Annotated in this window: 7 protein-coding genes; 3 read left to right on the forward strand and 4 right to left on the reverse strand. The window is 48.5% G+C overall.

Features of this window, described 5'->3' with window-relative positions; translation table 11 throughout:
- Positions 1 to 352: 352 nt before the first annotated feature.
- The 3 genes from BZG82_RS15080 (at position 353) to BZG82_RS15090 (ending at position 5076) form a co-directional block, all read left to right on the forward strand.
- Positions 353 to 1549, forward strand: coding sequence for an acetate kinase (locus BZG82_RS15080; protein ID WP_069589341.1), 1197 nt, complete (start codon positions 353 to 355; stop codon positions 1547 to 1549).
- Positions 1550 to 1656: 107 nt separating this feature from the next.
- On the forward strand, positions 1657 to 3804 hold the full coding sequence (gene pta, locus BZG82_RS15085) for a phosphate acetyltransferase (protein WP_077479046.1): 2148 nt from the start codon (positions 1657 to 1659) through the stop codon (positions 3802 to 3804).
- 117 nt (positions 3805 to 3921) lie between these two features.
- Positions 3922 to 5076: an amidohydrolase gene (locus tag BZG82_RS15090; protein WP_077678261.1), complete on the forward strand. Its 1155-nt coding sequence runs from the start codon at positions 3922 to 3924 to the stop codon at positions 5074 to 5076.
- An 89-nt stretch (positions 5077 to 5165) separates the two neighbouring features.
- Here BZG82_RS15090 and BZG82_RS15095 read toward each other — a convergent pair whose 3' ends face one another.
- From BZG82_RS15095 to BZG82_RS15110, 4 genes are all read right to left on the reverse strand, one after another.
- A complete protein-coding gene (locus BZG82_RS15095; RefSeq protein WP_077479048.1) occupies positions 5166 to 7433 on the reverse strand; it encodes a TonB-dependent receptor plug domain-containing protein in 2268 nt (755 codons plus the stop codon).
- Between the two features lie 124 nt (positions 7434 to 7557).
- Complete coding sequence (locus BZG82_RS15100) at positions 7558 to 9909, reverse strand: hypothetical protein (protein WP_077766217.1); 2352 nt, start codon at positions 9907 to 9909, stop codon at positions 7558 to 7560.
- A 203-nt stretch (positions 9910 to 10112) separates the two neighbouring features.
- A complete protein-coding gene (locus tag BZG82_RS15105) occupies positions 10113 to 11663 on the reverse strand; it encodes a hypothetical protein (RefSeq protein WP_077766218.1) in 1551 nt (516 codons plus the stop codon).
- A partial coding sequence (locus BZG82_RS15110) for an ECF-type sigma factor (protein ID WP_241837387.1) occupies positions 11660 to 12261 on the reverse strand: 602 nt, incomplete at its 5' end. The genes BZG82_RS15110 and BZG82_RS15105, both read right to left, overlap by 4 nt.

The following is a 12261-nucleotide window of genomic DNA, read 5'->3' on the forward strand; positions in this document are numbered from 1 at the left end:
CCTCACTTGCTTAGCGTGACCGCGATGGCTGTCACTAAACTTTTACAATAAAAACTAAACAAAATGTTCAAAAACTTTCAAAAATAGCCAGTATTACTCAAAAAATTTTTGTTATCTGTATCAAGTCCCGCTATCCTTAGCGCACTTTATCATTGTTGCTCGGATTTGATTGTCTCGCAACCTAATCCGGTTGTGCTCAATGGAGCGAATGCCTATCCAGGACGGATAAGATGCATCCTTTCCCCGCGACAAAGCATGAGATAATTCTTTTTTGAAAAGGTAGTGTCTCAGTTTGTCCACTATCCTTTTCAGTTACACACTCTACTTCTCACGACAAAATAGGTAGTCATACATGTCAAAGCTGGTTCTCGTACTCAACTGCGGAAGCTCCTCTTTGAAGTTCGCGATTGTCGATGCACAATCTGGTGAAGAGCATCTTACCGGTCTTGCCGAATGTCTTAACCTTCCAGAAGCCCGCATTAAGTGGAAAATGGACGGTAAACACGAAGCCCAACTGGGCGCTGGCGCGGCCCATACCGAAGCCCTGACCTTTATTGTTGACACCATTCTCGCCTCAAAACCTGAGCTTGCCGAGAACCTGGGCGCGATTGGTCACCGTGTAGTACATGGTGGCGAGCAATTCACCCAATCAGCCTTGATTACGGATGAAGTGCTAAAAGGGATCCAAGATGCAGCAAGCTTCGCACCGCTGCACAACCCAGCACACATCGTGGGCATTGAAGCAGCGAAGAAAGCCTTCCCTGCGCTGAAAAACGTGGCTGTGTTCGATACCGCGTATCACCAAACCATGCCAGAAGAGTCTTACCTTTACGCGCTGCCATACAAGCTCTACAAAGAGCACGGTATCCGTCGCTACGGTATGCATGGTACCTCTCACTTCTTTATTGCTAACGCGGCTGCTGAGCAACTTGGCAAGCCAGTAGAAGAAGTGAACATCATCAACTGTCACCTCGGTAACGGCGCGTCTGTTTGTGCGATTAAAAACGGTAAATCCGTTGACACTTCAATGGGTATGACTCCATTAGAAGGCTTGGTGATGGGGACGCGTTCAGGTGATCTTGATCCTGCGATCATCTTCCACCTACACGATGCACTGGGTTACAGCGTTGAGCAAATCAACACCATGCTGACCAAAGAGTCTGGCCTGCAAGGCTTGACCGAAGTGACCTCTGACTGCCGCTTTGTTGAAGACAACTACGGTGAGAAAGAAGAAGCGACCCGTGCCATGAACGTATTCTGCCACCGTTTGGCGAAATATGTTGCCGGTTACACTGCCAGCCTAGACGGCCGTCTTGACGCGATCGTCTTCACCGGTGGTATCGGTGAGAACTCTGGCCCAATCCGTGAATTGGTGCTTGAGCGTCTTGGCCTTCTGGGTGTGGAAGTGGATAAAGAGCGCAACCTAAAAGCACGCTTCGGCGGCGAAGGTGTGATCACCACTGACAACAGCCGTGTACCAGCCATGGTTATCTCTACCAACGAAGAGTTGGTGATTGCGCAAGACACTGCGCGCCTGACTGGCCTGTAAGGCTCACTTTTCCAACGGCTGATTCCACTCAGCCGTTTTTGTATTTGTGCCGGCTTTCCGGCACATCCATCAGATAGTAAGAGGAAGTCAACGTGTCCCGTACTATTATGCTAATCCCAATCGGCTCGGGTGTCGGCCTGACTAGCGTCAGCCTCGGCGTAATGCGAGCGATGGAGCGTAAGGGCGTTCGCGTCTCGTTTTTTAAACCTATTGCCCAGCCACATCACGGCAGCGACACTGATGTGACTGACCTCACTACCGAAATCATTCACGCTAACAGTGACATGAAGGTAGCCGAGTCCATGTCTATGCACGAAGCGGAAAATCTGCTGCGCTCTGATCAGGAAGATGTCCTGCTGGAAGAAGTGCTGGCTCGCTTTACTCGTGCGACAAAAGACGCGGAAGTAGCATTGGTTGAAGGCTTGGTCACCACGCGTAACCACCCATTCGCTAACCAAATCAACTACGAGATCGCCAAAACGCTGGACGCGGAAATCGTGTTTGTGACCACCCCAGGCACAGACAACCCAGCCCAACTGAAAGAGCGCATTGAATTTGCTTGCACCAACTTTGGTGGTAGCAAAAACGGCAACATCTCTGGTGTGATCATCAACAAGCTTAACGCGCCTGTTGACGATGCTGGCCGTACCCGTCCAGACCTATCCGAAATCTTTGATGATGCGGATGCTGCACGTCCAACCAACGTTGAAGTTATGCAAATCTTCAACTCTAGCCCAATTCGTGTGCTAGGTTGCGTGCCGTGGAAAATCGACCTGATTGCTACCCGTGCTAGCGATATGGCGAAACACTTGAATGCCACCATCATCAACGAAGGTGAAATTCACTCGCGCCGTATCAAGAGCATCACCTTCTGTGCGCGTTCAATTCCAAACATGGTTGAACACTTCCGCCCGGGCTCATTGCTGGTGACCTCTGCCGACCGTCCTGACGTGATTGTCGCTGCTTGCTTGGCTGCGATGAACGGCGTGGAAATTGGTGCCCTGTTGCTGACTGGTGGCTATGCTATCCCAGATCAGCTCAAAGCACTGTGTGATCGTGCTTTCGAAACTGGCCTGCCAGTATTCACCACCGCGGGCAACACATGGCAGACCTCTCTCAACCTGCAAAGCTTCAGCCTCGAAGTACCGGCTGACGACAAAGAGCGTGTTGAGTTTGTGAACGACTATGTAGCGAGCCACATTGACGGTAACTGGATTGAGTCTCTGTCTGAAGGCTCTAACCGTGAGCGTCGCCTAAGCCCACCGGCTTTCCGTTATCAGCTGACCGAATTGGCTCGCCAAGCGGCGAAGCGTATCGTACTGCCTGAAGGCGATGAGCCTCGCACTATTAAAGCAGCGGCGATTTGTGCTGAGCGTAAAATTGCTGAGTGTGTGCTGCTGGGTAACCCAGAAGAAATCAAACGTGTTGCTGAGCAGCAAGGCGTAACACTGGGCGCTGGCGTTGAAATTATCGATCCGGCCAAAGTCCGTGACAAATACGTTGCCCGCTTGGTTGAGCTGCGTAAGAGCAAGGGTATGACAGAGGTGATTGCGCAAGAACACCTCGAAGATACCGTGGTACTGGGTACCATGATGCTTGAAGCCAACGAAGTTCAAGGTCTGGTCTCTGGCGCGGTTCACACCACCGCCAACACCATCCGTCCACCGCTGCAGATCATCAAAACTGCACCGAACGCCTCATTGGTATCGTCAGTGTTCTTTATGCTGCTACCTGAGCAAGTGCTGGTTTACGGTGACTGTGCGATCAACCCGGATCCAAATGCAGAACAACTGGCTGAAATTGCTATTCAATCTGCAGACTCTGCTGCGGCATTCGGCATTGAACCTCGCGTGGCGATGATCTCCTACTCGACCGGTAGTTCAGGTAAAGGGGCTGACGTGGACAAAGTTCGCGAAGCCACCCGTATCGCGAAAGAGAAGCGTCCTGATCTCGTGATTGATGGCCCGCTTCAGTACGATGCTGCGATCATGGAAAATGTCGCGAAATCAAAAGCGCCTGATTCACCAGTTGCGGGTAAAGCCACTGTGTTCGTCTTCCCAGACTTGAACACAGGTAACACCACGTACAAAGCGGTACAGCGTTCTGCTGAGCTGGTTTCAATTGGTCCAATGCTGCAAGGCATGCGTAAGCCAGTCAACGACCTGTCTCGCGGCGCCTTGGTAGACGACATTGTTTACACTGTCGCACTGACCGCTATCCAAGCGAAACAAGCAGAAGACAACGGCCAAGCGTAAGCTTCGCCTCGTCTTGATTCAAAAGCCAGCACTCGTTGCTGGCTTTTTTGCGTTTGGGTTCACAACGCGATGCCCTCACCCGATCTAGCATAAGGGTCCATCCTTGTTTTGGAGTCGATGATGGCCACTCTATTTGATCCCGTGAGCCTGCGCCGTACCCTGCACCAATACCCTGAACTGTCCAACCACGAAGTGCAAAGTGCGCGCACCCTTGCCGCCCAATTGCGCGCCTTCGGATTTACGCCTCACACCGAGATTGGTGGACATGGTATTGTGGTTGAGATTGCCGGCAAGGCAGCCGGCCCCACCACCTTACTGCGTGCCGATTTTGATGCGCTTCCCATCCATGAACGCACCCACTGTACCTATGCCTCAAACCATGAAGGCGTCATGCACGCATGCGGCCACGATGGCCACGCCACCGCTTTGTTAATGGTGGCGCGCACCCTCGCGCAACAACCGCCACAGCGAGGCAAGGTGCTTATTGTTTTTCAACCCGCCGAAGAAACCGGTGAAGGAGCGGCACGCATGTGTGCTGATCCCTGCTTAGCGACGCAAGAGATCGATCAAGTCTATGCCTTTCATAATCTGCCGGGCTTTGCTCAACATCACATCGTAGTGCGTTCAGGCACCTTTGCCTGCGCGTCAACCGGCGTCGCGATACACCTTCGTGGCAAAACCTCCCATGCCGCTTATCCAGAACGCGGTATCAGTCCAGCCAGTGCCATGACAGAGGTTATGACCGCCTTAATGCAACTGCCGGAACAACATCACCCAGCCTTTAGTCTGGTCACCCTAGTACACGCGCAGTTGGGTGAACCCGCCTTTGGCGTTTCGCCCGGTGATGCCACCGTGATGGCTACGCTACGCAGCGATGACAACGCTACTTTCCACGCGATGAAAGCCAGCCTGACTGCCTCGATTAACGCAATCGCGCAGCACGCGGGGCTAGAGGTATCCATTGCATGGCACGAGCCTTTTGTCGCCGCCTACAACCATCCGGATCATCACGCCCATGTGGTTGACGCCGCTCAAACTATTGGGTTGTCAGTTCAAACACTTACCGAGCCGATGCGATGGTCAGAAGATGTGGCCGAATTTCTCGCCCGTTGGCCCGGCGCGTTGTTTGGGATTGGCAGCGGAGAGCATCATCCACAGCTGCACAACCCTGACTATGACTTTCCGGATGCGATTTTATCGACGGCACATGACCTATTCTGCGCCTTGGTGACACGGCATCATGGCATGGCGCCGCCTCCGGCGACAGAATGAACACTGGTAAAATAAAAACAGGCCTGTTACGGAATCCGCAAAGGCCTGTTCATCCTGCTCAACGCCAAGTCAGCGCTAACGCATCACCCTTAGAACGACCACTGGGTGCCGATGGTAATGGTTCGGCCCGGGTCCGGCATGCTCACCACCGAGCCAGGTTGAATGGTGTAACGGTCCGTTAGATTATTGACCGTAATAAAGACACTGGCATCCGGCGTGATGTCGTAGTGGCTATAAATATCCACCAAGTATTCTGATGGGATTGCCACCACAGGGCTTGCGGCGCCGGTGCCTGTTAGCCAATCGGCAGGGTTCGACTTGCCACTGTGGTAACGCACTGTCGTGCCAATATCGAGCCGATCATCCAACCATTTATGGCCAATGTTCAGGTGCCATTTGCGCTCAGGTGGAATGCGAGTCGGTGTGGTGCCCCACGCAAAGCCTAAGCCATTACAGCGGTCCATGCCTGAACGTTCAGCCTGATCTTGCGAGCACACCTGCACCCTATCGTAAAACGTAGCAGAGAAGTGGCTATAAAAGCCTTGGTACGCGTAATGTGCCTGCAGCTCAATGCCAGACAGCGACAGCTCATCATAATTGGTAAAAGTAAAATTACTGCGCCAAGACGGCATCCCCGGCGTGCGATCGAGCACACCACCCGAAATAAAATCACTGACATGGTTATTAAAGTAAGACACCGTCATGGCAGCACGGCGTGTTTGCGCAAGCCCCAGTTCCTGCAACCAAGTTCGGCCATCTAAGCTAACACCGTACTCTTGGTTAAACGACACTTCAGGATCCAGCGGGTTATACGGGTTGTAGCTAAATACCTCGTTAGAAATGGTGACTTCATACAAGCTCGGTAACCGCGCCGTGCGAGAGAGTTTGGCAAACACAGACGCCGAGGCGTTGATGTCATAATGCAGCTCACCCAATAAGTCCCATTCACCGCGATAGTGCAAGGATTGCTGGGTTTGCTTATCCAGCGATTGCGCCTCATGCCAGTTCACCCCAAGCTTTGCGGTCACCGGCGCGAGATCGATTTCACTATTGGCAAACGCACTCCACTCAGAGCGTTTACCGTGGCGAGAGGTCGGCTCGCTGGTATAAAACTTGTCGGTGTCACCACGCGGTTCAAGGGTTTCTTTGGTGTAAGACACACCATAATCCACACTCACCGGCACACTCGACCATTCACTGCGGTTGACGATACTCGCGCCATGACGGTCGTTTTGATACTCGTGCAGATATTGCTCTGCATTACTGCCTTTCGCCCAGAGCCCGTTGTATTGGTTCAATTTGGCGGACGTGTGCCACGCATTCGCATGCAGATTCAGCCAGCTTTGCGATGGCGAGGTGTAGCGATAATTCGCGCTATAAGCATCCACATCCGCCGTCCCCAATCCCCATTGGGGCATAACGGTGCCTTCTTCCCGCTCATCGGTATACCAGTAGGCCATCAGCACCTCGCCAGCCTTTTGGTAGTGGTGCCGATAGCTGATATCTGCCTGATGACCATTGCCGAATTCTTTGTCCAATTTGGCGAGCCAAGAATCACTCTCAAAGCTGGTATTACCCACCTCTTGGCCCGCACCAATCACAGGCTCTTCGTAGCGTTCAATGCCCTTTTTACCGGCAAAGTGGTTGCCCTTTTTGCGATGGCTAAATGCCAACACACCACCAAGCCCATCACTCTGATACCCTAGCCCTACCATTGCAGACCCGTTATCAAACCCTTGATGATCACTGCGGTCGGCCAAGCGATAACGCAGTTGTTCCGTAGCATCGTTACTCACTCGCGGCGAACGAGCGTTATTGTGGGCACGTAGCTTCACCACCGCACCAAAGCCCTCGCCATCACGAACAATGTCTGTCGCATTGAGTGTGGTAGCGGTAATGGTGCCGCCAATCGCGCCGCTGGCATAAGGCGACCGCCCAATTGTGGCGCCTTTGTCTACCGACAGCGAAGACAATAAATCGGTATCAATATAGGTACGATCACTCACTCCCTGATAACCACGCGAGGTATGTGTCGACTGCAAACTGCCATCAATCAGCATCGCAACCCGCCCATGCCCTTGCAAACCACGAATACCGGGGTCAATCGCACCGGCTTCGTTATGGATGTTATTGAGCTGAATACTGGTGTTGCCCGAAAAGACATCCGCGTTACTGATCCCGCGAACCTTATCCAAATCCTCACGCATCATCAGCGCATCGGAAAAGCGATCGGCATTGACCACCACGGTATCGATAGGCGCATCGTTTTCAGAGGCATCCTCTGCCGGTGCGGCAAGTGCGAGAGAAGGAAAAGCAAAAAAGGTAAGAATAAAAGAGGCGATTGGCTTTAACTGCATTGAACATTCCCCGTCAATAAAAAGCGACGGAGATGATAATGCAAATGGTTATCATTTTATAGCATTATTTGTGATCAAAAAAGCCCTCGCTCAACGAGGGCTCTTCACAACACCTTGTATTCAATTACTCTTGAATTAACGGGAGGTTGTCCATGATATCTAGCATCACCTGCTTGTTATCACTAGAAAGGCTGTAGTTTGGCAACGACGTTCCACCGTTATCTTGAGACCACGAAATCCCCACTAAAACATCGCCTATTTTGCGGTTAATGTAGCGATGACGTTTTTTCTGATCCTCACTCGATTCTTGTTGAATAAGCAACTCATTGCCGAATTCGTCTTGAATAACACGCCATTGACCACCGGTAAAAAAGTCATCTTTTGACTGTGTTTTATAGTCGATGGATTGAGATTCGTAGTAACCATTGCTTTTGAAGCGATTCATTAATATCGAGTATTGCAAAATCGGATCTTCCCCATCGAAACTTTGGGTGACACCGGTTTGCTCAACCATCAATTGATATTCTTCAACACCAGGGTAAACAAATGAGTCAACCTGAGCTGATTGATAAAAAGGAGTATCTGACGAGTCTAGCCAGAACAACTCATCATTAAACGCTTTCATAATCAATTGCTCTTGACCCTCAGCGTCTACATGGTGATAGAGACGCTCCATCACTACCGATTCACCTGCCCCATCTAAGGTCAATTGTAATTTCCCTTCGTTCAATGTCACACTACCGCAACGTTTATGTTCATACTCAACATAGTCTGTTACATGATCAAGAGAGACCAACATCTGTTGAACAGATTGTGGATTCGTTAATGACCAATCGGTCTTACGACTAATGTTTGTCTTGTAGGCGTCGGGCACCTCGTCATTGCCGCCCCAGCAGAACTGATAATCTCCACCATTTTGTAGGAACATGGCATAACCAATTTCACCATCGGAATCTGCCAGGCTACCCATTTTCCACACGCGATTATCGTCAAATAACGCTTGGGTAAAGCCGTTTTCTGGTTCAGTCACTGGAGGCTGATAGCCCTCTTTAACGTCAGGAAGGGAGAACAGGGTTGACGTCATCGCCCCTTTATTATCTTTCGCAGAGATAACGAGTTTTGTCCCCGACTGACGCGCATGTTTCGGGACACCCGTAATACGTACGAGACCTTGTTTATCCACGGAGGCAACGAGACCCTCGAGATTAAACTGATCGACGTGATAAGACTGGATCGCTCCATCGGCGTCCTTGAACAGAGCTGCAACACTGAACGATTGCTCAAAAACGTCACCTTGCTGGATATACCAATTATCAAGGATATCCTGCAATTCGGTTTTTTCTTGAGTATCCACAACTGGCGCTTTGTTTGATGTGCCAACTGTGAACTGAAGTGTCACTGCTTGTTTACCAACTTTTTTATTATCACTATTAAAATCGTCGGCCAAAAGGGTTAGAACAACAGGGCCAGCTTTTAACGCTTCACCATTACTCGAAAGCTTAAGCATATTCTCGCGATAAGAGATCTGAATCCCCATATCTGGCGACAATGAGTCTACCGACCACGCTACTGGTGCTGTAGTATCTTTATCACTGAATAGCTCCGCAATATCTAAATCAATGACTGGAAAACTGTCGGTATCCATTAATGATTTCGTTTTGTCACTCAGCTTTGCCTGTAGTTTAGCTAAGGCATCGGCGTTTACTTTTACTGTGTGGTTTTCAGTGATCGTAAAGCTGTCGTTGTTATTATCGCGCGTAATTACTGGCTTATACGTCGCATCTTCCAACTGCTCATCAGTCAAGGTATCAACATGTTGGACCGCCCGATCAGCGATCTTTAAAGCCATTTCATCATACTCAGCTTTACTGTCAGCCTTTGAAACTGTCAGTACCTGAGCAACTTTATGCAGTTTTTTATTTTTGCCCACATAGTCATCGAAGATTTCTGCTGAGTCTTCAATACCTAATGCCGTTTGCACCGCGTCGATTGCGACGTCTTCACTTTCACCTTGGCGCACTCTACTTGCGACCAAATCAGACAATGGTGAAATAACAATATTTTTGTTCTTAAGAGTAGAACTCGGCGCCATTAATGCGACTTCTTTATTGAGCTTTTGTCCTTTCAAATCTTGGTCAATCGTCGCTTGAGGATCCAAGCCTAACTCTTCGAGCCAACTCAGTTTAGGACTGCCTTCAGCGATAATCTGTATCCCGATAGGTCCTTTTTCTTTAATCTTTTCACGTGCAACCTGAGCCTTACCATCACTATTCGTTTGTGCGATAACAGGCTCGGATTTATTCCAGTTACCGTCGTTATTTTGGTCGATAAAAACGACAGCATTACTCAAATAACCATCGATTGCCGTAATGGTTACCATATCTTTCGATGGCGTTGATTGCTCAGAAGAGCCAGAGCCATTACAACCGGTCAATGCAATCGCAACGGATGCCGCAAGAAGTGTTTTTTTATTCATCTTTGTCCCTGAAATAAACTGCAAAAACTACGCGCACGATCAAGCGATCTGCGCATTTTCGTTCATTTTGTTGCTAACACCTTGCTAGCACAAGGGACGTAAAGCTATACAAAAACCGTAATTTTTTTTAGTCTTTTTTATCTCAAAGCCACTTTTCGAATAAAAATCAGGCCAAAATAGATAAAATCTGTCTATATATCATACTACTCCTGTGGTTCAGCATAGAGAAGATTGATCTTAAACGTTTCTAAGCGATCTTTATATTCAGGCTTAGGGTGTAACAAGTAAGAGTAGATACGCCCATGAATCGGTATATCACTCGGATCAAAAGAAAAGTCTAGGTAGAGCGCCACTCTCGTCGGCGTTTGCTGGTAAGTACCACACTGAGGAGGATAATTTCCCATGGGATCACCACTTGTGCTGATGAGCGTGTTGTATTGTGATGGACCAATCAACACTGAGTAGCCATACCAGCGTTCAATGTCAGCGCACGTCATACTATGAATAGGATGGGTAATATTTAGATCGGAGTCTGCAGGCTGATAATAACTTGGATCATCAATACGGACGTTGTAGATGTAATTCATCATGCCCACCAAGTAATAGTTACCCTCAGGATCCATTAACAAGTGGTCAAAATAACGGCCTTCATAGATATGCCGTCCGGTATGCATATTCAACCGTGCTTCTGCCGCCCGTTTGTTATCAAAAAGCGTATCGGTTTGGTATTGCCCACCACGTCGTTGCGTAACCAAGTAGTGATGTGCACTTGGCCCATAATAAGCATCATAATCAAAGCGCAGTAACCAAGTGATCTCGCCAGCTTCACGCGATAACTGGATTAAAACAGCATCACCTTCAACTCTGTAAGCTCCCCGCTGCGCGATATTTGACATATCTGGACATTTTAAACGATCTCGGCCGATGGCATACCAAACCGCATCATCACGAAGTAAGAAAATCTCGCATTGCAAGATATCATAAGCGACACCATTTTCATCGCGAATCCGTGTAGTTGTTAAACGATACAAGGGTTGGTCAACAAGCACCTCTGCCTTATCAGGTTTGTCCTCAATCCCCGGCAAAGGAAAACGAGCAACGGCCCAACTCTCTTCACCGCTGCCATGGTGATTATCTCGCGCCCTGATTACTAAAGTTAAGCGCTCCAGATGATCATTCGGCGTGCCGCTCACTACAACCTGGCTTGATGATAACCGGACAGAAATAGACTGTGTTTTTGCTCCCTCAATGCCGACTTGATAACTTAAGAAATCATCTTCAGCATCAATAAATAAATTTTGGAACGAAACCCGATGATACATGGCAACGTCTTGTTCCAAGCGCCACGTTGCAACCTCCGCAGATATTTGAGAAAAAACATGAGGATCGATGGTTGGTTTACTGTTACTAGGCTTCTGATAACCAACCACTTCTCGTGACGACGCTTGAGTCGCCAACAACGCCGCTTCATCCTCAAGGCTGTCATCGAGAGATGTTTTTGGCTTTTTGACTGGAGCGATAGAAGCTTGGGAAATTGTTTCTTCTAACGTTTCTTCTACTTGTATATCCTGCTCAGTCACTAATAAAGGAGCTGGTGAGAAAAAAGGGAGTAACGCTTTATTTTTGCTTTTTAGCGATCCAACTGTCTCAAGTTTAGTTTTTGTTGCTTTTTCTTCGGCACCTTCACTATCTGGTCTTAAGATAAAGAAGGACACACATAAAATACACGTTATAACAAATAGCTTCCGCTTCATTGAGCACGCATCCTCGATGCAAACCATCCTTTCGAGAATTTAAGATCCTTTTCGATCAAGCTTTTGCTACAACTCAACGTCTGGCTAATTTCATCCACTTTCATTCCAACCAGATACTTCATTTTTAAAACATCAGCTTGCCTAGGATAGCGATGCCCAAACTTCTCGAGCTCCATATCAAAAACTAGCATTCTATCTAATCCACTCAACTGATTTTTATCTACGAAAATTCTGGTCGATTTTCTCTTACTAGCATGTAATTTTCTTGCTTGTTCAATCAATACCTGACGGATAATTTTTGCAGCCATGAGATAGAATGACTTTCGATTATTCACATCTGTTAAATCCACTTGCGTCATTTTGATATAAGCTTCATTAACAAGCATAGTATCACTGTGAATAGCATCACTAATAATCGTGTTGTCAGCACCAAAGTTATCACTACTTCTTTTGCTTTCAAGTGCCGCCAGTTGCTTTAACCTAGCATAAGCCAGATGGTAAAGTTCTGATTCAGATTGTCGATCACCTTGCTTCCATTGTAAAAGAAGCTGTGTGAAGTCAGCGTTTTTATTCATCATATTTTGTATACATACTTGTC

This window comes from Salinivibrio sp. PR5, assembly GCF_001996085.1.
GTDB lineage: Bacteria > Pseudomonadota > Gammaproteobacteria > Enterobacterales > Vibrionaceae > Salinivibrio > Salinivibrio proteolyticus.